Raw genomic sequence first — 25,116 nt, forward strand, 5'->3', positions numbered from 1 at the left:
TTCATCGTGGTAGTTTTAATTATCAATTTCCATTCGAACTAATATCGATATTATTGGGAGCGTGTATAATTTATCTTAATATTTTTGTCTTAGCTGGTTGAGAGGCGCTAAAAAAACGATCAAAACGTCGCATCATTGCTTCGAGTGGACCAGCAGGAAGTTTTACAATTATTCCTCCAATTACCAATGTTACAGTCGCAACAAGTACATCCCCGATCGGAAATTCCAGACTATACTGCTGTATTCCTATCAGTTGAAGCCCCCACAATACGACAAACTGAGCTGCATACATTGTTAATGCTACTCGTCCAACCTTTTCGAAAGGCATCAATGCAACGGAAAACTTCCTCGGTACAAGACATACAAGTCCGAGCACAAGAAATGCGGCCCCAAGCCCCGTCAGTGTTTGAAATGTTGATGCACTGTGTGCATTTGTCCAAAGAAGAGTATGCCACATTGGTGGTTGGGCATTAGATGGCCAAATTAAATTTGGATCAGGCTGGTTACTAACGGAACCTTGAACGCTTATGAGCCACCCCTCAAAAGATTGACTGAGATCAGGAAGGACAAAAATAGCCAACAGCTTACAAATAATAAGTATAATCAAACCATTGCACATAAGTAGAAATGCAGGGCGCTGCTTTGTTAAGTCAATTCGCCCAATGACCATGCCTACGACGAAAGCGGGTGCTAGTGCTATCCCAGACATAGGACCGCCTCCTATATCTCTAAGAATAAATGAGTTCGACAAAAGACTTTCTCCCAGAATCATCAGAGGTGGACTTACAACAATCAGAGCACTTGCTGTTATAATGAGTACACGTGTTGAACGATGAACAAGAACAAGTGCCAGTACGAACAGGGCCGCATAGGCAGGTAAAATTACACCGACATGAGTGTTAAGCATAATAAGAAGATACCCAATTATATCAATAAACACTGCACGTGCGAGCATTCTAGATCGGAACCTACTGGTCTCAAGTCCTTTTTCTTTCGTGCGTCGAGCCATAATAGAGTAAGAAATACCTCCACAAAGTATAAATAACAATGTAGTGTTACCAGATACAATTGAAGCATTCATATCATTTAAGGCAAAGTGCTGTATAAACATTCCTATTACAGCTAAGCCACGAACCGCATCAAGCGCTACTAGACGCCCCATCTTCTGAGAATTCCTTTGTTCTTGTTTAGGACCTTCCTCAAAATCCGGACTCTTAACCTTATTGTTTGCTTCTGGCTCAGATTCTTTGACGAACTCGTCCAAAATTTTAATCCTTTTTCCCTTAACATGTTCCGACATTTTTTCTATCCCTTCTCTATTATTTGTATTTGAAAAAACAGGGTTTAATTGCTAGATTTAATACCTTTAACCCTCTATATACAAAAAAGAGATTACTAGAAATAAATAAAGATAAAATGCAGATTATATCAAAACAATTTAAAGAATATTGAGATATAACACCACATCATATACAGAATGTGGTGGCTATTAAAATTATAAATGCTATTCAATTTCTTTCTTCCTAATTTCTAATATGCACATGTAAAAGAGATTTCCCCTGGCAATAAATAATAAATTCATTTTATCTTTATCCTATCTTCATTTCCCTATGCTAATATTTTCATCTAAAACGAACAGGGGGCGTAATACATGAAGAATAAAAAAAACGTTAGTATTCTTCTTTAGTAGTATTGTTATTTTTATAACACTAACTGGATTACTATATAGTATTCATCTATTGAACAATACCAATAAAAAGCAGCGTTACGGTATAGAAGAACGTTTATTACAATTTAAGCTAATTATTGAAAAGGAGTTAGAAAAATATAATTTAAGTGACAAAACAACAACCTTATTAGGAATCATGTATCAAGAAAGTAGAGGTGAAGGTACAGATCCTATGCAGTCTTCTGAATCACTTGAATTAAATCGAAATGAAATTCAAGATGTTAACTTAAGCATTGAGCAAGGTGTAAAACACTTCGCCCAAATGTATCAATATGGAATAGAGAAAGATGTTGGAATGGACACTATCATTCAAAGCTATAATATGGGCCCAAAATATATTGATTTTATTGCAAGTCAACAAATTAAAAAACATTCAGAAAAGCTAGCTAAAGAATTTTCTAAAATAAAAGTCGATCAAAATCCAGATCTGTATACTTGTGGTGATAATAAAAAGAATTTTAGATATCCATATTGTTATGGCGATTTTACGTACGCAACAAAAGTAAAAGAAAAAACTAAGCTTATTGAAGACTTTTTACAAAAAAAAGAGCTAGCATATGATATTGATTAACAATAAATTCAAATAAAAAAAAGCGAGTAGAAAAATTCTTTCTACTCACTTTTTTTATTTGAACTTAAATAGAAGAAGAATAATACACCATCTCTTGTATTACATACACCATATTCGACGCCATGTAGTTCTAAAATATTTTTAGATATAGCCAGCCCTAAACCGGTTCCTCCTTTTGAACGTTGGCGAGCAGCATCTGCACGATAAAATCTATCCCATACCTTCTCTAGTTGTTCCTTCGGAATATGAGCACCTTTATTTTCTACACATACCTTTACACGATGATTCTCTTGTATTGTAGAAATCACAATATTTTCTTTCTCTGGTGTATAACGAATTGCATTTGTAATAAAATTCGTAAGTACTTGTTCAATTCGACGCCGATTGGCAATGACCTCAACTTTAGAAAGACATTGATGGACTTGTAATTCCTTTTTTGTTATTTCTAAAGATAACTGTTCACAAATCTGTTCGATTAATTGATCAATATAAAAAATATCCATATCCATTTTATATGTTCCAGATTCGAATTTTGCCAAATGCAGCATATCAACAATCAACACATCCATCTTGTCTACTTCTTTTGCCATTGCTTCAAAATAATAATCTTTTTTATGGATTGCGACACCATCTTTTAAAATCGAAATACAACTTTTCATAATGCTCAAAGGTGTTTTTAATTCATGGGATACACCTGCAATAAATTCCTTCCGGGTATTCTCTAATTGTTTTTCTTTCTCTATGTCTTTATGCAATTGATTAATATGCAAATGTAATGTATTCGAGAGCGTATTAATATTTTTTGATAAATCACCGATTTCATCTTTTGATGTAATTGGAATTTTTTCCGAAAAGTCTAAGTTTGCAATCTTTTTTGTTGCATTGTTTATTTGTAATAAAGGTTTTGCAATTTGTTTGGAATAATAAAAAGAAGCTAGAAAAGTAAGAAGTACTACAAATGCAAAAATGTATACATAGTAATCTTCTACCATTTGTACAGCCTCATCAACTGGTTGTAGGGATGCCATTAAGAAAATATATGTTGTTGCTCCATCTTTTTCTTTTATCGGCGATATTAACACTTTATATTTTATGTCATTTTTCTTATAATCAAGCATCTGTAAAGAATTATAATGATTTTTACTTTCATTGAATAATAAATTCATTTGAAATTCTCTTATATTTCTCATAAATGATTCATTTTTATAAATTGTAGTTGCTGTCTCATTTCTATCAGGTATTTTAATTTTAGTAATTTCCCCATTAAAGAAAACTATAGGAGCATCATTCTTATTAATCTCATTAGTTTCTTTACTTGGGAACATTGATGATTTCTCTTTCGTTTGGATCTCATTTAATCTTACTTTTTCTTTTGAAAGCATTTCTTCTACTTTTATTGACATTTGCTTATTTTCCCAAAGTAATCCACTTCTCTCTATTCCCAACTCATAAGGAACCACATTAGAATTTTTATTTATTCCATAACCATATATTCTTGTCCCTACTGGTAATTTTTCGCTTGAAATATCTTCTAAACTTATTAGATTATATAAAGGGATTGTGAGTACCTTATTATTTAAATCATTCTCATCAGAATTATCCACTTTCACTTCCACATAAAAATCATTTGTATATTTTAAATTGGCATTACTATCTAATATTGTAATTAATGCATTATTTTCTTGATAAAATTCTTGTTCTAGCTTTTGAATAGCTTGTACATTACCTTCACTATTCAAGTATTTTTTTTCGAAAGATTTCATACTTATTTTCATATCATTTATTTTTCTATTCGCATAATACTCTTTAAAGAATATTGTTTGTCCAATAAAGATGGTTGCTAAAATCAACATGCATAAAGCTGTTGTTAATACAAATAATTTTAAAACAATTCCTTTTTTCATATGTCTCCCTCAAATTTATAGCCAGCTCTTACCACTGTTACAATATGATTTGCCTTTTTCCCCAATTTATGGCGTAAATTTCGAATATGACTATTTATAGTGCGATCATCCCCAGCAAATTCATAACCCCATATTTTAGTGATCAGTTGTTCTCTCGTAATAACAATTCCCTGATTTTGCATTAAATATGTTAATATTTCAAACTCTGTGTGTGTCAAACTTATAGCTTCCTTATCTAAAGTTACGGTACGTGAAGGAAAATGTATATAGATACCACTATTCATTAATGCATCTTCATTGGTTACGCTAATGACCGAAGAATATCGACTTTCAATTAACCGCTTTGCTCTTGCTAATAAAATTGGTGGACTGTATGGCTTTGTAACATAATCATCCGCTCCTAGTTCAAATCCAAGCAATGTATCATCTTCATCCACACGAGCTGTAAGCATAATAATTGGCACATTAGATGTCTTACGAATCCGTCTACAAACTGACCAACCATCTAATTCTGGTAACATAATATCTAGAATAATTAAATGCACCTCATGTTCTTCAAATATAGATAATGCTTCTTTTCCATCAGTTGCTTCTAACACCTCATATCCATCATCTAGTAAATAATCTTTTACAATTTCACGTAAAATATCTTCATCTTCCACAATTAAAATGTTTCTTTGCATGTTTTATCACCCTCATTAATTAGTTGATTTTGTAGAAAGAATTATCCTTATATTTTTCAGCTAATATGGATTTTTTCACTATTTCTATTACAAATATATTTAGCGTAATTATATACAGATATTACTATGTTAATGTAAAGATAAAATGCAGAAAAGGGCTTAAAATATATTCAAATAATGAAAGTACCCCATGCCCATAAAGCTAAGCTTATATAAGTTTATTTTTACGTGAATTTTTTTATTTTTTGGGCTTGTTCTTTCAACCACTTCTCTATTTGTTCCTTTGTTAATCGATGAATAATAACACGAGCTAGTAATTTTTGATACTATCCAATGTATGCCTCTGAAATCTCCATTGTTTGACTAGGGAGCAATTGATTCACGAGTTCTTCCATATCTAAACGAATATAGAGTGTTCCTTTCTTCACGATTCCATTTCGAAAATATTCTGGCTTATCATTCTTACGATAGATTCAAGAATTTAATTTCAAACGTGAGATATAGTAAACTTCTTTATCATGGATTTTCTATAAGTCATGTAAGTCGAAATAGCCTAAACAAGTTCTTTGGTTGAACGGTTTGTATGCTGGTCGAACCAAAAGCTATATCATTTTCTCTTCCTTCTCCTATATAAACGCGCAGAAACTTTTCACTCAAGAAGTCATACTCCAATTGAATTTTAACTCCTGCTATATGGCTACTTCCACCTGAACCTTGATAATGTGGAGAAGAACTTATCTGGAAGCTGTAATGTTGTAGAATCTAGAATCCAAATGTGCTTAAAGGTCGCAGTATATTGATGAATTATTTCTTTTGTTGAATGAATTCTTTGAGTTAGAAGTTTAGCTAGCACTTGTTCAAGAAACTGTGCTGTGGAAGCATTAAATCGTTGATTAAGTCCTTCGGGACTGATAAGAACACCTTTAAATACTTCAAGAAAGCTACATAATTGTGTGAGTGATGTACTTGCAGCCTGTTGACTAAACCTAAGCCATAAGCATAAAGCAACTAACTCCTGTGCTTGATATTTATTCTTTCGTTGAACAAATCCTTTTTCTTTGGCTAGGTGTTCTAGAGTATGAGGAGACATATGTCGTTATAATTCTTTAGCAATCAGTTGAAGTTCGTCAAGAATCAAAAGATTCATAAAAAAACGCCATCCTTTCCAATAATTCTCCAGAAGGGATAACGTCTTTTTCTCTTTATAGGGAGTACGAAATCTTAACTTGATAGCGATGAGGTAACACCACATCGCCATCAACATAAAAATTTTCAATACCCCAGAACGAATTTTTTATCTTTGGTAGCAATGAAGCATATTTTTATCGTTTTGAAGTATTCCTAAAACGAAATCTTTATTATATTACATTTATTTATGAGAATTTAACTCATTTTTTTATTTCGGGGAGCAATAAATTTAATCAATTTCTTGACTTGATGGCAATTTAGTGGGATCTCCATATCAGTTTTTTTGATTATATTATAATCTCTACACTCAACTCTGATTTAGTTATTTATGTAGCAGAAACACCTCCTAATAAGATAAATTATATTTATCTTATTTTATTCATAAATTTAGTATTTCTTATATACAAATTAAATAATAATATTTCCTTATTCGTTTTAATATTTATCATAGTGTGAATTGGCTTTCATCATTCCTTCGTTAACAGAGATTATATCTTTAAACGCTTGCTGTTTTTCTTGAATATGCTCTGCAACTTTCATAATTATAGGCATAATTTGTTTTATTACTTGTTGTCTTTTTTCTTCTTCCAAAGATACAAGCCAGTAATTGAATTGTTCTTGTTTCTTTTGAAATTCTCCTTCTGATATTTTTAAATCACCAAGTTCATAAATAGAATTTACAAATTCTTTATAGAGTTTCTCATTCATTCAACCCATCCTTCATAAAATAAACTGATTATTAGAATTTTAAAATACTAAAACTGTCCTTCAAACTTTATATATATTTTCACTCTATTTCAACCATGATTTCATTGTGTTCATTTGAGTATTAAGTAATGCGTATGCAATTCCTAATCTTTGATATTTATGAATATTTTCATCCTGTTTTTGGCTATTATAGTAGTCAATATAGTGAAACTCTTTATTTAAATCATTTAAACGAGAGTCGATGTTTTTAATTCTTTCACTAATAATACTATCATTATCAAAAAGTTCTTCAAATGCTTTTCCAATCTTATGTCCTAATCCATTGGAACTGAAGAAAAATTGTTTTGCTCCCTCCGGCTGTTCTTCCAAAGCTTTTGTTAATTTCTTATCATCTATTACCATTGTTCCGTCATCTTTGAATTGAATACCATAAGTAGATAAGGTATTACCACCTTGCGTAAATCCGACTATATTCCGCATTTCTCGATAAATATCATTCATTATTGCATGCCCATTTAAAACTCCCATCGGTCCCGTAAAATCTTCAAAGGACGAAGCAACTTGATTATAATCTGTGACCATTTTTTTTATTAGTTTAGTGGCATCTGACACACCAGAATTACTTACTATGAATTTTAATTCACTACTTTTGACATTGGTATTCTTTGTACTTACTTCCGTTTCTTTTAGTAATTCAATCTCTACACCAGGAAGTGGCGTAATTGTGTTACTAGTGCTGGAGCCTTCAATCCCATTGAGGCTATATTTTGCATCTTTCGCTGTATTAATGGTATTGAGTACATATTTCTGTTTTTCATTACCAGATTCATCTATTTGGTCTGTTTTTATTTTTGTATAAAACATCTTCTTAAATAAATCTGATGTCCCATCTTTTAATTCAATTTTATTATCTTCACCGACTTTTTTAGCATTCATAAAAATTTTACCGCCGTGTGTATAAGCAGATACCCCATACTCTCCATCATTTATTCGATTAATTAAATCTTTATACGTCATATCACTTGTTATTGTTAAATCCCTATCTCTAATTTTCAAAGTATCATTTACATTCAATTTTTCATCAACATTAATAGGATTTGAAGCAATTTGGTGATGCTCCGCAAGTTGTTTAACTGTTATATTAAATGTTCCATCAATTGCATCACGATTTGCCTTCACCTTAATATAACCATCTTGTGATGTTGTTACTTTTTTCTCATTACCTTTAAAAGTAGCTAAATTCTTAAGAGTTTGTGTAAAAGAACTAAACTCTGACTTTAAACTTACATATAACTGCTTATCTTTTAAAAGCTCATTTTTTTCATTTGTGTAAGGTTCATTTTTGAAATCAAGTCCTTGTTTTTCTGATTTTCGTATTTTGGGGTTAGATATTACATTACTAGGGATACCCCAAATATGTGGTCTACCCATAAAACTAGTATATTTCGTTCCAACCATTTCTAAAATCATTCCTTTTCAATTTATTTTGAGATGTATTTCATTGTAATTGTAAATACATCTCAAAATAGATTGATAAAGTATAACTTATAATTGTGAAATATCCACACTATTTGTATGTAAAGTATGATCAGTAGATATTAAACTAGAGCCCAAAAGGATTGGGGTTAGATATTTGACGTATCTTGAATACTTATATTTCAATATATTTTGTTTTATAGAATATATCTAATAATTAATAAAAACTAAATTTGCTAACTATGTTCCTTTATATTTAATCGATATCCTATTTTACTTACCACTTTAATTACCCTTCTAACTCCTAACATATCAAATTTTTTATTTACTCGTATAATATTTTTATATAAGGTATTTTTACTCAGGAATTTTTCAGTCTTCGAAATTGCAGATGATAACTCGTTATGTGCTACAGTACGTGGATATTGCGAAAAAAGGAGTTCTATAATAATTCTTTCATTATTTGTTAAATTAACTTGCTTTGTTTTAAAATGGAGCTGTAAACGCTCTGGATAAAATATAAATCCTCCTATCTCCATAAAGCGTTCTAATGGGTTTAAAATATATTCACCATATGTTCGACGTAAATATCTTTTTATTTTTGCCACTATTACCTTGCAATTCAAAGGAGGAATTATACAATCATCCGCACCGCCTTCAATGGCTCGAATTTGTGCTTTTTCATTTTTACAATTAGAAATAAATATAATTGGACAAGTAAATCTAGATCGAATTCTCTGTAGCCAGTAAAAACCATCAAGTACAGTTAACTTTTCCCCTAATAATATTAGGTGCGGATGTAAGTTGTTTAAGTACTCCATAACTTTTTCAAAATTATCAACAGCTACTACTTTACAAAGATCCTGTTCTAAATAAATTTTTAATACAGATGTGAAGTTTACATCACCATCAACAATCAAAACCTTATACATATTCTTATTCCTCCTGAGACATGTCCTTCATTAGGACAATATGCTACTTATGATTCCGTCACAATTCTATTTGCTACTACTATACTTTATAGTTTTCTTTCTATTCATCGTTTTTTCGTTCATCTTTTTCTCTTCTTTAAGTATAGAAATCGCATAGGATATAATAAATCACTTTATCTTATATGTATCTTTCACCTTTATTATTGAACTAATAGTGCAGGCTTTTCAATAAAGTAAAATATTAGATATCATAATAATCATATAGTTATACCCTTCCTCCATTAAACAATCTTTTATTATGTATTTTTATAACTTGAAAAATACATTTCTAGTTTTGAACTACCCCCACTTTCACTTCGTTTAGAAGTGAGGGATTCCTAAGTAAAGAGTTCTATCGAACTCTAATTGATTAGGCTAACCCCGCAGTCCTTGCGGTTAGAAGCCTTATCGCTTCATTCTTTAGATTGATACTTGCGTTAATATCCCTATCATGGTGTGTACGACAAGAAGGACAGTCCCATTCACGTAGGTTTAGATTTTTAACGTCTTTATTTTGATATCCACAACAAGAACATAATTGGCTGGAAGCAAATGTTTTCGATACGACAATGACTTGTTTGCCATACCATTTTGCTTTGTATTCTAACATTGATCGAAATTGCGACCAAGATACCTCACTAATTACTTTTGCTAACTTATGATTCTTTAACATATTCGATACTTGCAAATCCTCTATACCGATAACATCGTGGTTTTTGATGATTTCAGTTGAAATTTTGTCCAAGTAATCTTTTCTAGTATTTGATATGTATTCATGAATTCTAGCTACCTTTACTCGTTGTTTATTCCAGCGAGAAGATCCTTTCATTCTTCTAGAAAGAACACGCTGTGCTTTCGCCAACTTATCTTCTAATGAACGGAAAAACTTCGGATTTTCATAGTGTGTTCCATCTGACAAAATAGCGAAATCTCTTAGTCCTACATCTATTCCAATGTAAGAATGTGTTTTCGGAAGTTCTTGTACTTCTGTTTCAACTAATAGTGACACAAAATATCTACCAGAAGGGTTCCGTCTAACTGTAGCATTTACAATACGCCCCTCTACTTCGCGACTTTTGGCAAGTCGAACAAGGCCTAGTTTCGGCAACTTTATTTTGTTCCCTATAACGGCAATGTTTTCATTTGTTTGTTTTGTGGTATAAGATTGTAGGTTGTTCTTCTTAGATTTAAAGCGCGGTGCGCTGTTTTGTTTTTTGAAAAAGCGTGTATAAGCATCCGCAAGGTTGCGAACAGACGACTGAATCGCAATACTATCCACTTCTTTTAGCCAAACAAGCTCTTTCTTCATGGCAGGTAGTTTGGCAGAGCATATACCATAGGTCAAGCCTTTTCCTGTCTCTTTGTATGCGTGATTCCATAAGGATAGGAAATGATTGAATACAAAGCGAGAACACCCAATCGTTTTGTTGATTAGAATTGCTTGTGCTTGATTTGGATAGATACGAAACTTATAGGCTTTATTAATCATTATTTGATTCACCTCCATTTTGGTATATGACTATCATACACCAAACGTACATTCGATAGGTAGTGGCGTAATACTTTCTATATGTCGAACAATTAAGATGGCTTACTGCTATCCCTTGTTCGAAGCCAATTCATCTCCCACCTACTCACTGGGCTGTGACCCTTCACGCTCCTTGAGGAAGGAGTCTTCTTGGCTAAAATGATAAAAAGCTATCCTTACAAAAGGAGATAGATACTACACTATATGAATCCGTGGCCTCTATCTCTTTTCTTTATTTTACATTTAATTTTTCTTTTACTTTTGCAGGTAAATCATCCTTCTCCACTTCTTCCCAAGATTTCACACCTTTTTCTTCAGAATAGTATACGAGAAGAAAAGCATCTTTACGAAGATTCTTTTGTGCGAAAAATTCTAACTCTTTTTCTTTACCTTCTTTATCAAAGCCCACTAATTTATATGTGTAATTTTTCCCCATTATTTTACCGTCTGAAGATTTCGCAACTTCCTCTTTTCCATCTACAGTGATTTGAACATAATATTTTTCTGTTCCAATACGATTTAAATTACAACCAACTAACATACTACTAAATACAGTTAAAATACCTAAAAGTAAAATGATTTTTTTCAATTGATTCACCTCATATTTTTACACTTATATTAATCCCTTAATTTCAATTAAGAAATCCAGAAACATTACATTTTTGTAAGATAACAATAATTACATATAAGCATTAACTTGCATTATCTTGTCAGGCCCCTCTTATATATCTTTCAATGCTGCATATATGTAGAGTTAATATATAATAAATGTCATAAGAAGATGTTGACTTCTCTTATACATGTAACTAAAATGGTTACATCTAGGTGGTGTTAAATTATGAAAATTAGTAGTCGTTTTACAATTGCAGTGCATATTCTATGCTTATTAAAAAACGATCCATCATACCTTTGTAGCTCAAGCTTTTTAGCGAAAAGTGTAAATTGTAATCCAGTAATAATTCGCAAGATATTATTGTGCTTAAAAAAATCAGGAATTGTTCACGTTTCACAAGGGAAAAATGGAGCTCATTTATTTAAAGCTCCTCAATTTATTACTTTATTAGATGTATATCGTGCAGTAGAAGTTGTTGAGAAAAATAAATTATTCTTTTTTCATGAAAACCCAAATCCAATGTGTCCTGTTGGTGCACGTATACACATGGTTTTGGAACTAATTCTTATTCAATCCCAGGAGAAAATGGAAGAATTCCTCCAAAATGTTACAATGCAGCAAGTAGTTTCATTACTAAACATTCAACCTGATCTTGTTGCTAAAAATATAAATTAAAACTTATTTGAAACTCCCCTATATAATTATATTTACATACTTTTTCTTAATATCTTCTAATATTTGATTAATTGTTTGTGCTCTATACCTTTCCATCTTATATATCTTTAACAATTTAAATCGAATTAGAAAAAAAAGCACCATTTTAAAGGTGCTTTTTTCTAACTGAATCTAAATAATTAACTATATCTTCTTTCTAAAACATATTATTAGTTATCTCACTTGAAATCTCTCGAATAATATTCTAATATCTGGAAAACTTATGATCTTTTATACGAAATATATCTACTATAGCAATCCCCTACAGATATGGTCCCGTTGGGACAAATACATGCCTAGTATTATGCGCGTTTGCAAATCTTTTAATCGCCTTCAGTTACCTTTTGAAAAAACAATCTAGCTAAAATTGACTTTGCACAGGCTTAACTTGATAGTGATATGATAGTACCTCAATACAAAACGAAAAAGCTCTAGCGTGAGAATGAAGAACTGATAAAAGGGCTTGATTCACCAAAACTTTACTTTATCTAATTAAAAACGTTATCTGTATATAGTAAAAGAATACCATTTTAAATTTTTATATGAATTAATCTGAAGCATGAATTTTTAACTACCAGACTTTGGAATCATTTTTTTCCATAAGGGAAATACCTTTTTGAACACTTCTACTATTGATGGATCAAATTGTGTACCGGATCCTTCTACAATACGTTTATAAGCTTCTTCAGGCGATAAGGCCGAACGATATGCTCTTGAAGAAGTCATTGCGTCAAATGCGTCTGCTATCGCAACAATTCTTGCACATAACGGTATTTGATTTCCCTTTAATTTTTGAGGATAACCAGTTCCATCCCATCTTTCGTGATGAGAAAGAATTATGTCTTCACTACCTTTTATTAAAGATATATTTTTGAAAACCTCTAATCCTAATTGTGGATGTGCCTTAATAATATTATATTCTTCTTCTGTGAGAGAAGACGCCTTATTTAAAACTTCATCAGGAATACCTATTTTCCCTATATCATGCAATAAACAAATAAAATGAAATTTTTTTAAAGATTTATCATCAAATTCATTTGTTTCCTTAGCAAGAATAGTAGCATAATTTGCTACACGTTCACTATGTCCTTTAGTGTATGGATCCTTTAATTCCATTATCCTCATTACTGATAAAGCTGTTTCTTTCATTTGTCTTTCATAGGATACTTTTATTTTTTGCACTAAAAATTTCAGTGAAAGAAACACAAAAAATGACGTAATAATGATTGTTATAAACAATAATACTAATTTTATTGGATAGTTAACGTGAAAATAATAAATAGCGATTAGAAATCTACATAGCATACAAATAGACACCCATAGAAGAAAACGAATGCTTAAAAATAAAGGTGAAGAAATTACTAAGAAGCTTTCCAGATAAGGCACATGTAAAGAAGTATTTGGACTACGTGTAAATATAAAGTCGTATGTTAGAAGATAAATAACACTAACACCAAGAAAAATGTATTTTGTTAACACTTGTTTATTCTTTTTTTGTAAATACTTGTTATATAAAATGCATGAAATAAAAATAGCTAAAAACACTAATTCAAATAAAAATTTCTGTAGCGAGAAATCCTTCCTAAGGATGAAGTAATGATAAATATTATCAAATAAAAGAATAATACAAGGAACAAATAAAAACATTTTTATGGGTTCCTTAGTTTCAATATTTTTAATACCTTTAATCATTGTAAACACCACCAAACCGTTAATAATATCAATATAATTTTATATAAATATTATCTTATATTATCTAGAATGTCCAAATATCGGTTCTAGTGCAAAAAAACACCATCCTTTCCTATGATTCAACAGAAAAAATAACGTATTTTTTTCATTTTGAGGGTATTTAATAGCCTACATTTTAAGAAATGTAGGCTAGGTTATATAAGTTAATCTGTTATTAATTTTGAATAAATACTTAGATCAATAAACTTTTCATTAGATTTTTCACACTTTCTCATTGTTCCTTCGAATGTAAAGTTTAACTTTTGTAAGACTTTTATTGAATTGATGTTTTCAGATTCAACTTTTGCTTCTATTCTATTGAATTCTAAAGTACTAAACGCATAATCCATTAAAGAGAGAATGGCTTCTGGCGCATATCCCTTACCCCTAAAAGCTTTACTAATATCTTAACCAATTTCTGCTTTGGCGTTTTTGAAATCCAATGAATTATAACCACAAGAACCGATAATTTCATTTGATTCTAATTCAATTATTGAATAACGAATAGCTCTGTTTTCCCGAGATAACTTATCAAGCATTTCAATCATATCTACCGCTTGGCCTTCATCAATAAAACTATTGATATTCATAAATTTTGTAACTTCTGGATCAGACCAAATTGTAAACATGCTAGCTGAGTCTGATGCTTTCATTTTTCTTAAAACTAATCTTTCGGTTTGTAGTTCTGTAATCAATATTTTTACCTCCATTATGTTTTTATTTTGGGGTCAAGATATTGATATCTGCGCATAGTTCAGTCCCTTCGTATTTCAAGATATTATTATAAAAGCTACAAAGGATGAAAAAATAAATTTCAAAAATTTGGTTATGTCACAGTTTATGATAACTACGTAATAAAGAAAAATGAAACAATTGTATTGTGATTTTTAAACACCTTTAATTTTATTCTTATTTACCGTTCGTTGAGAGCAATTATTTTTTAGTTGCTGTATTTCCCATTGCAATAGAAATTCTATTCCAACTGTTGATTTGATTAATTACCAGAACAAGGTCAACATATTGTTTCTCGTCATAGTGTTCACGTACTCGCTTATATAGGTCTTCAGGAACTCTTTTAGTGGGAATTAGAGTAATATACTCAGATAGTTCAAGAGCAACTTTCTCTTCAGGTGTATAAAAATCACATTCATTCCAAGCATTCAAGCAATAAATTCGTTGTTCGGTTTCACCTATCTTACGAGCATCGGATGTATGCATATCCATGCAGAAAGCACAACCGTTAATTTGAGAGACTCTAATCTTTATAAGTTCTCTAGTAATTCGATTAATTGTAGACTTCTTAGTGTATTTCTCCATATCCATCATAATTTTCATGCCATCAGGTGCAACATCATAGTAGGAAATTCTTTGACTCATAAGGCAAGACCTCCTTTGATTTTAAGATATTTATAATTATACCTTAATACGAACATTCGTACTATTTTTTTGTTTGTAAGGCATTCGAAATCAAAGAGAATGTCAGTTGTAGACAGTGTAATTAGTTGTTTCATGGTACGTAAATATCGCAAGTGAGTAACAGCATTTTCCAAACAAATATTTTCACTTTTTAATTACTTTATTATTACCGTCAGAATAAACCCTTTACAAACTTAACTTATATTTTTAATGCAATTTGAAAACCTGTTAATTTGCTATTTTATAGTATGTACAAGCCATATGGTGAATAAATTTGTTAGAGGAAAAGGAGGTGTACATATGTCAGATGAGAGTGAAATTTATCCAAAAAGATTAAATCTGGATGATTTTATATCTTCTGGAGCATTTGATCCTAGCCTTATAGGACCTACATTGCCATCAATTCCACCATTTACATTACCTACAGGACCTACCGGTGTTACCGGGCCCACTGGACCTACCGGAGTTACTGGGCCTACCGGAGCTACTGGACTTACCGGAATTACCGGATCTACTGGAGTTACCGGAGTCACTGGAATTACCGGAGTTACCGGAGCTACCGGGCCTACCGGAGTTACGGGACCTACTGGACCTACCGGAGCTACTGGACCTACCGGAGTTACGGGACCTACCGGAGTTACTGGGCCTACCGGACCTACTGGGCCTACCGGAGTTACCGGAGCTACCGGGCCCACTGGACCTACTGGTTCCACTGGAGTTACCGGGCCTACCGGACCTACCGGAGTTACTGGAATTACCGGAGATACGGGACCTACTGGACTTACCGGAGTTACTGGGCCTACTGGACCTACCGGAGTTACGGGGCCCACTGGACCTACTGGGCCTACTGGCTCCACTGGAGTTACCGGGCCCACTGGAGATACGGGACCTACTGGACCTACTGGGCCTACCGGAGTTACTGGGCCCACTGGACCTACTGGTTCCACTGGAGTTACCGGGCCTACTGGACCTACCGGAGTTACTGGGCCCACTGGAGATACGGGACCTACCGGAGTTACTGGAATTACCGGAGTTACCGGAGCTACCGGGCCTACCGGAGTTACTGGGCCCACTGGAGATACGGGACCTACTGGACTTACCGGAGTTACGGGACCTACCGGAGTTACTGGAATTACCGGGCCCACCGGAGCTACTGGATCTACCGGAATTACCGGAGTTACCGGAGCTACTGGACCTACTGGAGTTACTGGGCCTACCGGAGTTACGGGACCTACCGGAGTTACGGGACCTACTGGGCCTACCGGAGTTACCGGAGCTACCGGAATTACCGGAGTTACCGGAGCTACTGGACCTACTGGAGTTACTGGGCCTACCGGAGTTACGGGACCTACCGGAGTTACGGGACCTACCGGAGTTACCGGAGCTACCGGGCCCACTGGACCTACTGGTTCCACTGGAATTACCGGGCCTACTGGACCTACCGGAGTTACTGCAACAACATCTACAAAGGCTATCCTTTTTGGTGGTACTAATGCGGGATTTCAGCGCACAGCAGGATCACCTGGTGCAGCAGATTCACTAACGCTCCCTTATGTAACAGCAGGAGCTGGTAGTATTGTTGGTTTTTCCGCTTCTATTAATGTAAATAACTTAGGTATAGGTGTATATCTACTACAAGTATGTGATAATGTACCTACTAATCTAGCTTCACCAGGGGTTGGTCAAATAGTATCTACAATTACCCTTACTCTTACAGCCAATATTACTGGAACAATAGTCTTTTCAATCAAACCAACTGATATTGGAGCACAGCCTGTAAAAGTATTTAATCCAAATCCAGTAGTTGCTCCTGCAACAGTTACATGGACTAGTACGATACCTGGTAATCCAGTTGCAAGGACAGATGCTATCTCACTTTTTATTACTCCAGGAATTACTCAAAGCGCTGTATACTCTGTATTTATATCTACTGCAGTTTAAAAATTTAATACTTTATACATACAATATTAGTCTTAAAGGATTAATATTGTATAAGAATTTATGGAAGAGCCCAAGGGATATAGGGCTCTTTTTTTTGGGGGTCCTGATGCAAATAAAGGATACATTCCAAAAGGCAACGAAAATTATGTAAAGGGGTTCAGTCACATCTCCATCAAGCTAATAAAAGAAAATATCCCCAAAACCAAATTTCTGCTTTCTACATTTATTTATGAAGATTAAATTCATTTTTCCTTTTTAGAAAATAATGAATTCCTCAACTTGACGGTGATAGGGTTGCTAATGGGCGTTGCCAGGAATAGAAGGAGCATCCATATCGAGAAATTCAAAAAAACTTCTAATATTCGTCTTATAACCTCCGATTCTCTTTATAATGATGGTTACTTATAAAAATAATCAAAAACCCCAAACTATAGACTTTTTTAAGTGTCCATGGTTTGGGGCAGTTCATGAAAGCAAGTAGGATTTATTTTTTTATTATTTAAAAGTATCTTTTAAATCCTTATCTGTTATTTTTATATCTGCTTGTTTGAATAAGTCTTTGAAGAATTTCTGTTGCCATTGCTGATCTGTTAAACGTTTCGCTTCTAATTCTTTATTTATATTCTCTTTTTCTTGATTAAACGGTTTTAATTCTTTTTTCTCTGTCATTTTAATAATATGATAACCAAAAGAGGATTTAATAGGTTCACTTACTTGTCCAGCTTCTAACTTATAAGTAGCTTCTTTAAATTTAGGATCCATTCGATCCATTTGAAATGCATTAAGTTCTCCCAATTCTCCCCCTTTTTCCTTGGAACCAGGATCTTCTGAATGTTCTTTAGCTAGCGTAGTAAAATCTTCGCCGTTATTTATTTTTTCTTTTATTTCTTTCGCCGTTTTTTCATCTTTTACTAGAATGTGACTTACTTTTAAAATTGGTTTATAGTAATATTTTATTTCTTTTTCTGTAATTGATGCTTTAATAGCTTTCTCAAAAGCCATTTGTGTTTTCAATTTATCCTTAAGTTCATCTTCATTTTTAACATTCTTTTGTGTTAAATAAGATTTAAAATTATCTCCCATTTCTTTTTTCAATTCATCCACTTTTTTCTTTGTGTCATCATCTGAAACTTTGTATTTATCTAATAAAATTTTTTCTAACATTACTTGTTGTAAAACAGAATCCCCTGCTTTATCTCTTAATTCTTTGTTAAACTCTTCCTTAGTCAAATTTCCTGATTTTGATGTTACGATAGTGTCCGAATTACCACATGCTGATAATAATAAAACACTACTCATCGCAGCACCAATAAAGATACGTCGTGTATTCAATTTATTATACCTCGCTCTATACATAAATTTATAATTGAAAATCTATCGCCATTCCTCAGCAATCGCAAAGTTACTCATTCCATATTTCGTTGGATATTCCTCTTTTTTAATAACATCTACTTCACCAGGAGCCATGATCCAAAAACCAGGTGCTAATTCTCGGTTGTCAAACGTAGAATGGACCAAAATCAGCCCTGTAGACTTAGCATCCACAAGTGTTTGTTTTGTTGGTAATCCTCTATTTTTCAGACTATTTATTTGTGATTCCTCAAGCTCAAATGAATATCTTGGTTTATAGATATCTTGATTACCATTAGTTTTTCTATCTATATTTTGTATATTTTCTACTTTATGTTCCTTTTTATTAGAGTTTTCTGCTGTTTTTGCATTCATTAAAGAAAATACAGAAACGCCGATCACTGTTACTATTCCTAAAATTGACCAGCAGTATGACTTCCTATTAAATTTTTTAATCATCAAAATCCTCCTCTTTAATGCATATTTATTTCCACTTAAATTTGCTAAACTTGGTGTTTGATTGTAATTAGAATAGTGTTCTAATAATGTAATAATGGTATTACCGTATGCCAGCTTTTCTTTGTGACCAATAAAAGTGAGTGCTAGCGCATCACATGCAATTTCTTGATCTTCACGCATAGCATAATATGCATACCAAAGAATAGGATTAAACCAATTTAAGATAAGTAAACTATACATGAGCCAATTTACTCCCACATCTTTTCGTTTAAAGTGAGCTAACTCATGATAAAAAATAAATCGTAGCTGTTTATTATTTAATTGTTCAATATGTCTCTCACAAAGTAAAATTCTAGGCCTAATACATCCGAGGAGTGTTGGACTTGGAATCTTTCCAGCCAGAAGTAATGAGATATCTCGTTTAATTGACATTGTCTCTTTGCAACTTTCAAAAATGCGTAAAACTCTCTCATCTGTAATAACAGATTGTTTATGTAAATAAACATGCAAACGTCTATTTATAATTATGATGGAAGAACTTAAGCAGAGTACACCTAATAACCACACATACAGAAGAATTTCATACATAGACAAATGCCAAAAACCTTTATCTGTATCCTGAAACATCATTTCATTTTTTACTTCATTCTCCCCTTTTAAATTGAAAGAATATGTTTTTTGTTCATTAATTTCTTTTGAAGTTTGTACCTTTATATTTTCCTGCATGGGATAACGGAGATATTCATAGCCTTGCGAGAGCATAGAATACATACTAAATGAACTATTAGGTGACCAAGGTAACATAAGTCTTACAAGAAGAATTAACCATAATGCATATTGCCATCTTGGTGTTAATTGATTTTTTAATAATAATTTCAAACATAAGATTAAACCAACTAATATGCTTGCCATAATAGAAGTCTCTATTACCCAATCAAAGATATGAGGAAGATAAACATTGCGTAATACACTAAACATAATTATTTATTCCTTATTCTGTGAGGTTTAGCTTTGTCATCTAGAATTTCTCTCAGTTCATTAATTTCTTCTAAAGATAGCTTTTCTTCTTTTATAAAGTTTACAAGTAATGGCTTTAATGCAGCACCATAAAATCGTTTCAGAAAAGATTTTGTTTCTATCTGCAAATAATTATCTTGGGAAATTAATGCAGTATATGTATACAGTTTTCCTTTCTCTTGATTAGAAGAAATTGCCCTCTTTTTTACTAACCTGTTAAGCAAAGTTCGGACAGTTTTAGGACTCCAATCATTCGTTTCCTCAAGGCATTGAATTACTTCATTTGCTGTAAGTGAGGATTTCGCAGTCCAAAGTACTTTCATAACTTCTAATTCAGCTTCTGATATTTTGGGTAGACTATTCATACTTAATCTCCTTTCTGAGATTACAATTGTAATACGGTTATCATATTACAATTGTAATCAACAGAAGTCAAGAGTATAGTAAAATATGATTAATCGTTAATTACGCCGACCAATACCGTTAATTTACTGATTTTATTTTGAAAAAATGGACATTTGAAGAGAAAGGGTGTATATATTCTTCTAACAATTACTATTTTAGAAGCTACTGTAATTGGTATAGGGTTCTATTTTAAATAGGAGATGTGACACATAGATAAAAAGATGATGTTATTTGCTATTTTAGGACCTTTTTAATATTTTTGATTTCTTTTGCAGGATGTTCAGGTATTTTGTTGGGGGGAGAGATAGTTATTAGTTTTAATTCTAATTTAGCTACATGACTGTATTTACAGTTAGTTCGATTGTATATGTATTGATTATCATTGCGAAAGTAATTTTTGCTTATATAGGGTTGAGAGTTTTGGATAAGTTATTCGTTAATAGTTGTCTAAAACATCAAATAAGCAAGAATAGAAATAATTAAAGAAGCTATGTTTATACGCTCCAGAAGTTATACAAAGGAAAATATATAGGGTTATTCCAAACTTGTTACTGTGAAATAAAATTTTATACCTAAACAGCTAATAACCAGCCTAACTTATTTCATTTCTGAGGGATATTTCCAATCTCGTTCCTTTTTAGGCAGGGAAAAAGACTTAGATGTTTTTTGAACCTTAACATGTCTATCTGATATGCTGCCGCTAAATTAACAGCAGAATTAGATCAAACGGCTGAAATTATCAAGCAAATCACTGGTTATAAACCAACTCTCTATCGACCAGTCGGAGGCCTTCACAACGATTTAATTATTAATACAGCTATACAAAATTGGAAACTTGTTATTCTATGGTCATGGCATCAGGATCCTCAAGACTGGAGAAATCCAGCAGCTAGTAAAATTTCTAGATATATAACTAAAGGTGTTAAACCTGGAAATATTATTCTACTTCATGATTGGAATGGTAGCGAATTTTCTCAGACATCTCAGTCAGTTAAAACATTAGAAAATATTATGAGATATTTATACAGAAATGATTACGAATGTGTAACAATATCTGAAATGCTCTATCGTTCCATAAAAATAATCCTCACACCTTTTGATACTTTTTATCATTTTAGCCAAGAAGACTCCTTCCTCAAGAAACGCGAAGTGAGTAGATTGAAATAAAAAAGTGGCCGAGCGCCACTTTTATTATTATTGTTAAGCTTGATCGGAATTTCGTACATGTAATGGCGGAGGAACTACCCAACCTTTCTTCTTGCTTAAACGTAGTAAAGCTACTCCAGCTTGTGCTTTTTTCAAGTGAAATTGTCCAAAGAGCATGCCTACATCTTCTCGAAGGCATTTCCCCATAACTTGACTACAAGTTACTAATCCTGCAGCAAGACTTGTAGCAACGGCTGCTGCAATTTCAGCATCATTAATGCGTGCGCCAGGAGGAATATCTTCAATAGAGGCAACCGGTCTTTCTGGAGGTGCTGGTGGTAAAGCCACTCCATTCACCTTTAAAAGAGCTTTTAACTCTTCTATTTCAGAAGTCATATCATTCTCAATTAAGTTTTGTAAGAACTTCCTTAAATCTTCATCACCTGTGTGATTCATACATACTTGATGTCCAGCTACAGCTCCTTGTGCCGCAAGAAGATAACTCCAAATATCAAATACTTCTCCGTAATGTAAAGGCTCATTTTGAGGATTCCCACTTAATATACCCATTTTAAAATGCCTCTCTTTCGAAAATATCATAATAAGTATAGTTTTCAATATTGAAAAGATATTTTTAAGTATGTTTTTTCCTACAAAAGACTTTCTATCATGCATGGGAAACACCTTCCCAACACTGTGTGTAGTTTAGAAAAGAGATTTGCAAACAAAGTACTCAAAGATTATCAATAACCTTTAAGTGAGAAAGCGTTTACTATAAGGGCTTATTTTTTTATGAATACACAAAAGAAATTGGTTTGAATATCTGCTATGTCTTATACTAATCCACTCTCATTTATAATTGAACTTAGCGATTAACTCCACCGCCAAGTTGTTGTTCAGCCATTGCAACTAAACGTTTTGTGATTTCTCCACCAACAGAACCGTTTGCACGAGCTGTTGTATCTGCACCAAGTTGTACACCAAACTCTTGTGCAATCTCATACTTCATCTGATCAATTGCATTCTCAGCGCCTCGAACCAATAATTCATTACGACTTCCGCTATTATTGTTTGCCATAGTGTATCACCTCCTATAATTTTAATATGCTACGAATCATGGAAAAATAGTTATTCCTTTTTATGGAAATTTAATCCCACTTTAATTATGTATTAATATTGACTCTCTTCTTAAAAGAAGATTAAAAAATAAAGCTGAACAGAGTAAGAATAATTAATCTGTTCAGCTTTATCCAGTACAATTTAATTAACATATGTGCTTACTAATTCTTATATTATTGTAACGGCTGATTAATAGGCTGATAACTGCTTGCTATTGCTTTTATTTCAGAATCTGGTGCTGGAGATAACGGATAGTAACCTTTTTTAACCATGTATTGCCAAATATCATACGCATGTCTACTACTATTTAAAAAGGCTTTTTCTAAAAAAGACCTCAAATTTGGATTCGCGCACTCTAATACAGCCCCAGCATAATTTAATGCAGCTGATTTTTGATTTAAGAGATAGCCCGTAGCAATTGCTCGATCGTTTGGAGGTGCTCCATTTATACTAGGTGCAACAGATGGATATTGTTCAATAGGTGCTTTTAAATAAGAAACCAATACTGGATTTAACTTAGAGGGCTGAAAACGCTCAATATCGGGTGTATTCTGGCTTTGGACAAATTCTACTTTTAAATTATAGTCTTCCACATGGAGCGGAAAATGTTGCTGTAATAGTTGTTTTAATTCTAGATCTTGTGCTTGCTGAATGTATGTACCCATCGTATTAATTGTATTGTAACAGCCAGCAATTAATTCACTTAAATCACGTAACTCATGTGTAGCTAATTGCATTTTTGAATCCTCCTTTTCAAAGTTTTTTTAGTCTCTCCCAAAATATAAAAAATGCATATGAATTTTCTTATTACTCATACTAAAACTATTCGTTTTCTTTTTATGGAAAGAGAAGTTTCAAATGCACACGGTATGGAAAGGCTCTCTTTCACTTGGATTATTAAACATAGGCATTAGGCACTTTGTTTCCTAATCTTCGCCTGGCAATCGAACTGGATCAACTAATTTATAGCCATAGTAAAATTCGTTCTCTCGCAAATCTACCAGTGGTTTTTTAATCTATAATGCGACATTAATAAGGAAACGTGTCGCGCAAATAACTATTTTGTTAAAATTTTTTCACATTTAAACCAAACAAGCATATGTTATTGTATTGAGACCCTCTATGCATAGGAATCTACCTTTCTAACCTAAGAACATTGTTATGTGCGTGCTCTTAGATTTTTTATTATGAAATAACAGTACTATTATTAAATGCATAGATTGCATCTTTTGCACTATAGTTATACCATTCAGTTACAACAAGATTAGACGTCAATTCTTTTTTTACAAAAAAATAAATTTCTATCCTATTGTTTTCGAAATTTTAGTATTAAAATAACTTTCCTTGACCATGACTGTCTATTTCTTAAAGGCAATGAACTCAAAAAAACACCTCCTTTCCTTCACACTTATTATGCAAAGTAAGGAGATGTTCTCATATTCCTTTAATAGATTTACTTTTGGTACTATACTATTTTTCGTTTTTCATCATTAAGAGAAATTGGCATTTTAATTAGTACTTTGTGGATAAATTTAATTCTTAGAATGTCCCCAGACCCATCGATCTTTGTTTAATGTTGGTTCTTTTAAATCATTAATTTTTTCAATGTTATTCTCTACCTCCCAACTTTGATTATTTCCACCTCATAATACATTCTCCATATTCACTTTAACTTTATCACCTACATTAAATTTTTGGCCTTCTGTTAAGATAATATATAAAGATTGTTCCTTTTCCAGTTCATCAGGAGCTTTGACTATTACATATTTCGTCTGATCTCCAGGTCCATAAAGTCCTTTATCTACCACTGCTATTTTCCCAATTGCAAAATCAAATAATCCATTTTGTTTTTTATAAAATCCTGGTTTTAATTCATTATTATTTGTTTGTGTATAACCCCAAACCCATCGGTCTTCATTTGACACAGCTGTTTTTGAATCATTAATCTTCTCAATTCCATCCTCTACCCAGCGATTCATATCTCTCTTGACATTTCTCATATCAACTTTAACTTTATCATCTATATTAAACTTTTGTCCTTTTGTTAATAATACTGGTATTTGTAGTTTTTCTCCCTTTTTCCCTGTATATTCAAAGGTTACATACTGTTCTACAAATGCTATAAGTTTTACTTCATACACATCAGTAACTTTCCCTATTTCATACTCAAATGCGTTATCCTCCTCTAGATACTTTCCTTGATGCAACATTTGATTATCTTGGATTTTCTCAACAGCTGCGCTCGCTTTTGTTGCTTCCAATCCTGGTAAGTTTGTGCCTGCAAGAGCCGCAATCCCTAATGCACCTGCTAAAATAAATTTTTTCATACCCTATAACATCTCCATTCCTATATTTTCAGATTAATTAAATCTATATTTAAAACAACCATTCTGTAACCATTATAGTTACATCGATAAAGATTTTCAACTATAAAATTTTCAGTTAAA

Annotated in this window: 20 protein-coding genes and 3 pseudogenes; 4 read left to right on the forward strand and 19 right to left on the reverse strand. The window is 32.5% G+C overall.

What is annotated here, in order from left to right:
* Positions 1–70: 70 nt before the first annotated feature.
* Positions 71–1,300, reverse strand: a complete 1,230-nt coding sequence (locus tag B9A45_RS30745) for a DUF418 domain-containing protein (protein WP_084065865.1) — start codon at positions 1,298–1,300, stop codon at positions 71–73.
* 358 nt (positions 1,301–1,658) lie between these two features.
* On the opposite strand from B9A45_RS30745, the gene B9A45_RS30750 reads away from it, so the two are divergent.
* Positions 1,659–2,300 (forward strand): lysozyme family protein, encoded by a 642-nt coding sequence (locus tag B9A45_RS30750; RefSeq protein ID WP_084065866.1) that lies wholly within the window; start codon positions 1,659–1,661, stop codon positions 2,298–2,300.
* Between the two features lie 41 nt (positions 2,301–2,341).
* On the opposite strand, the gene B9A45_RS30755 is transcribed toward B9A45_RS30750, so the two are convergent.
* The 8 genes and pseudogenes from B9A45_RS30755 to B9A45_RS30795 form a co-directional block, all read right to left on the reverse strand.
* A complete protein-coding gene (locus B9A45_RS30755) occupies positions 2,342–4,204 on the reverse strand; it encodes a sensor histidine kinase (RefSeq protein WP_084065867.1) in 1,863 nt (620 codons plus the stop codon).
* Positions 4,201–4,887 (reverse strand): response regulator transcription factor, encoded by a 687-nt coding sequence (locus B9A45_RS30760; protein WP_084065868.1) that lies wholly within the window; start codon positions 4,885–4,887, stop codon positions 4,201–4,203. The genes B9A45_RS30755 and B9A45_RS30760 overlap by 4 nt, the downstream gene beginning before the upstream one ends.
* Positions 4,888–5,120: 233 nt before the next feature.
* Positions 5,121–5,977, reverse strand: a pseudogene (locus B9A45_RS33120) (IS4 family transposase); the annotation flags it as partial.
* 533 nt (positions 5,978–6,510) lie between these two features.
* Entirely contained in the window at positions 6,511–6,783 is a 273-nt protein-coding gene (locus B9A45_RS30775) for a flagellar biosynthesis protein FlgG (protein WP_084065870.1), read from the reverse strand.
* Between the two features lie 84 nt (positions 6,784–6,867).
* On the reverse strand, positions 6,868–8,241 hold the full coding sequence (locus B9A45_RS30780) for a flagellar hook-associated protein 2 (protein WP_179135424.1): 1,374 nt from the start codon (positions 8,239–8,241) through the stop codon (positions 6,868–6,870).
* 254 nt (positions 8,242–8,495) lie between these two features.
* Entirely contained in the window at positions 8,496–9,191 is a 696-nt protein-coding gene (locus tag B9A45_RS30785; RefSeq protein WP_084065872.1) for a response regulator transcription factor, read from the reverse strand.
* A gap of 409 nt (positions 9,192–9,600) precedes the next feature.
* Positions 9,601–10,719, reverse strand: a complete 1,119-nt coding sequence (tnpB, locus tag B9A45_RS30790) for an IS200/IS605 family element RNA-guided endonuclease TnpB (RefSeq protein ID WP_084065873.1) — start codon at positions 10,717–10,719, stop codon at positions 9,601–9,603.
* A 271-nt stretch (positions 10,720–10,990) separates the two neighbouring features.
* Complete coding sequence (locus tag B9A45_RS30795; protein ID WP_142263116.1) at positions 10,991–11,356, reverse strand: YxeA family protein; 366 nt, start codon at positions 11,354–11,356, stop codon at positions 10,991–10,993.
* A gap of 240 nt (positions 11,357–11,596) precedes the next feature.
* Between B9A45_RS30795 and B9A45_RS30800 the strand changes: the two genes are divergently transcribed.
* Positions 11,597–12,046, forward strand: a complete 450-nt coding sequence (locus B9A45_RS30800; protein WP_084065875.1) for an Rrf2 family transcriptional regulator — start codon at positions 11,597–11,599, stop codon at positions 12,044–12,046.
* A 606-nt stretch (positions 12,047–12,652) separates the two neighbouring features.
* Here B9A45_RS30800 and B9A45_RS30805 read toward each other — a convergent pair.
* The 3 genes and pseudogenes from B9A45_RS30805 to B9A45_RS30815 form a co-directional block, all read right to left on the reverse strand.
* Positions 12,653–13,777: an HD-GYP domain-containing protein gene (locus B9A45_RS30805; protein WP_084065876.1), complete on the reverse strand. Its 1,125-nt coding sequence runs from the start codon at positions 13,775–13,777 to the stop codon at positions 12,653–12,655.
* A 203-nt stretch (positions 13,778–13,980) separates the two neighbouring features.
* Positions 13,981–14,511, reverse strand: a pseudogene (locus tag B9A45_RS30810) (GNAT family protein).
* Positions 14,512–14,749: 238 nt separating this feature from the next.
* Complete coding sequence (locus tag B9A45_RS30815) at positions 14,750–15,193, reverse strand: carboxymuconolactone decarboxylase family protein (RefSeq protein ID WP_084065877.1); 444 nt, start codon at positions 15,191–15,193, stop codon at positions 14,750–14,752.
* 339 nt (positions 15,194–15,532) lie between these two features.
* Here B9A45_RS30815 and B9A45_RS30820 point away from each other — a divergent pair, with 339 nt between their 5' ends.
* Positions 15,533–17,173: an exosporium leader peptide-containing protein gene (locus tag B9A45_RS30820; protein WP_084065878.1), complete on the forward strand. Its 1,641-nt coding sequence runs from the start codon at positions 15,533–15,535 to the stop codon at positions 17,171–17,173.
* Positions 17,174–17,668: 495 nt separating this feature from the next.
* Here B9A45_RS30820 and B9A45_RS30830 read toward each other — a convergent pair whose 3' ends face one another.
* The 3 genes from B9A45_RS30830 to B9A45_RS30840 are packed head-to-tail and all read right to left on the reverse strand — an operon-like array spanning position 17,669 to position 20,364.
* A complete protein-coding gene (locus B9A45_RS30830) occupies positions 17,669–18,505 on the reverse strand; it encodes a peptidylprolyl isomerase (RefSeq protein WP_179135425.1) in 837 nt (278 codons plus the stop codon).
* A gap of 42 nt (positions 18,506–18,547) precedes the next feature.
* Positions 18,548–19,960 carry a M56 family metallopeptidase gene (locus tag B9A45_RS30835; protein WP_084065881.1) on the reverse strand — a complete coding sequence of 471 codons (1,413 nt, stop codon included), beginning with the start codon at positions 19,958–19,960 and terminating at the stop codon, positions 18,548–18,550.
* Positions 19,961–19,962: 2 nt separating this feature from the next.
* Positions 19,963–20,364 (reverse strand): BlaI/MecI/CopY family transcriptional regulator, encoded by a 402-nt coding sequence (locus B9A45_RS30840; RefSeq protein WP_084065882.1) that lies wholly within the window; start codon positions 20,362–20,364, stop codon positions 19,963–19,965.
* Positions 20,365–21,100: 736 nt separating this feature from the next.
* Between B9A45_RS30840 and B9A45_RS33125 the strand changes: the two are divergent.
* Positions 21,101–21,571, forward strand: a pseudogene (locus tag B9A45_RS33125) (polysaccharide deacetylase family protein); the annotation flags it as partial.
* A gap of 33 nt (positions 21,572–21,604) precedes the next feature.
* Here B9A45_RS33125 and B9A45_RS30850 read toward each other — a convergent pair.
* The 4 genes from B9A45_RS30850 to B9A45_RS30865 form a co-directional block, all read right to left on the reverse strand.
* Positions 21,605–22,120 carry a DUF3231 family protein gene (locus B9A45_RS30850; RefSeq protein ID WP_084065883.1) on the reverse strand — a complete coding sequence of 172 codons (516 nt, stop codon included), beginning with the start codon at positions 22,118–22,120 and terminating at the stop codon, positions 21,605–21,607.
* 295 nt (positions 22,121–22,415) lie between these two features.
* On the reverse strand, positions 22,416–22,628 hold the full coding sequence (locus tag B9A45_RS30855; protein ID WP_000002836.1) for an alpha/beta-type small acid-soluble spore protein: 213 nt from the start codon (positions 22,626–22,628) through the stop codon (positions 22,416–22,418).
* Between the two features lie 214 nt (positions 22,629–22,842).
* A complete protein-coding gene (locus B9A45_RS30860) occupies positions 22,843–23,406 on the reverse strand; it encodes a spore coat protein (RefSeq protein WP_084065884.1) in 564 nt (187 codons plus the stop codon).
* A gap of 906 nt (positions 23,407–24,312) precedes the next feature.
* Positions 24,313–24,996: an ATP synthase F0F1 subunit alpha gene (locus tag B9A45_RS30865; RefSeq protein ID WP_256891737.1), complete on the reverse strand. Its 684-nt coding sequence runs from the start codon at positions 24,994–24,996 to the stop codon at positions 24,313–24,315.
* Positions 24,997–25,116 lie beyond the last annotated feature (120 nt).

It is taken from the genome of Bacillus sp. JKS001846 (genome assembly GCF_900176455.1).
GTDB classification, from domain to species: Bacteria; Bacillota; Bacilli; order Bacillales; family Bacillaceae_G; genus Bacillus_A; species Bacillus_A cereus.

What these genes read in the sequence shown, in the direction of transcription:
- B9A45_RS30745 (WP_084065865.1), bottom strand. Translation starts at nt 1,300, where the DNA reads ATGTCGGAACATGTTAAGGGAAAAAGGATTAAAATTTTGGACGAGTTC.
- B9A45_RS30755 (WP_084065867.1), bottom strand. Translation starts at nt 4,204, where the DNA reads ATGAAAAAAGGAATTGTTTTAAAATTATTTGTATTAACAACAGCTTTA.
- B9A45_RS30760 (WP_084065868.1), bottom strand. Translation starts at nt 4,887, where the DNA reads ATGCAAAGAAACATTTTAATTGTGGAAGATGAAGATATTTTACGTGAA.
- B9A45_RS30775 (WP_084065870.1), bottom strand. Translation starts at nt 6,783, where the DNA reads ATGAATGAGAAACTCTATAAAGAATTTGTAAATTCTATTTATGAACTT.
- B9A45_RS30780 (WP_179135424.1), bottom strand. Translation starts at nt 8,241, where the DNA reads ATGGTTGGAACGAAATATACTAGTTTTATGGGTAGACCACATATTTGG.
- B9A45_RS30785 (WP_084065872.1), bottom strand. Translation starts at nt 9,191, where the DNA reads ATGTATAAGGTTTTGATTGTTGATGGTGATGTAAACTTCACATCTGTA.
- tnpB (WP_084065873.1), bottom strand. Translation starts at nt 10,719, where the DNA reads ATGATTAATAAAGCCTATAAGTTTCGTATCTATCCAAATCAAGCACAA.
- B9A45_RS30800 (WP_084065875.1), top strand. Translation starts at nt 11,597, where the DNA reads ATGAAAATTAGTAGTCGTTTTACAATTGCAGTGCATATTCTATGCTTA.
- B9A45_RS30805 (WP_084065876.1), bottom strand. Translation starts at nt 13,777, where the DNA reads ATGATTAAAGGTATTAAAAATATTGAAACTAAGGAACCCATAAAAATG.
- B9A45_RS30815 (WP_084065877.1), bottom strand. Translation starts at nt 15,193, where the DNA reads ATGAGTCAAAGAATTTCCTACTATGATGTTGCACCTGATGGCATGAAA.
- B9A45_RS30820 (WP_084065878.1), top strand. Translation starts at nt 15,533, where the DNA reads ATGTCAGATGAGAGTGAAATTTATCCAAAAAGATTAAATCTGGATGAT.
- B9A45_RS30835 (WP_084065881.1), bottom strand. Translation starts at nt 19,960, where the DNA reads ATGTTTAGTGTATTACGCAATGTTTATCTTCCTCATATCTTTGATTGG.
- B9A45_RS30840 (WP_084065882.1), bottom strand. Translation starts at nt 20,364, where the DNA reads ATGAATAGTCTACCCAAAATATCAGAAGCTGAATTAGAAGTTATGAAA.
- B9A45_RS30850 (WP_084065883.1), bottom strand. Translation starts at nt 22,120, where the DNA reads ATGGGTATATTAAGTGGGAATCCTCAAAATGAGCCTTTACATTACGGA.
- B9A45_RS30855 (WP_000002836.1), bottom strand. Translation starts at nt 22,628, where the DNA reads ATGGCAAACAATAATAGCGGAAGTCGTAATGAATTATTGGTTCGAGGC.
- B9A45_RS30860 (WP_084065884.1), bottom strand. Translation starts at nt 23,406, where the DNA reads ATGCAATTAGCTACACATGAGTTACGTGATTTAAGTGAATTAATTGCT.
- B9A45_RS30865 (WP_256891737.1), bottom strand. Translation starts at nt 24,996, where the DNA reads ATGAAAAAATTTATTTTAGCAGGTGCATTAGGGATTGCGGCTCTTGCA.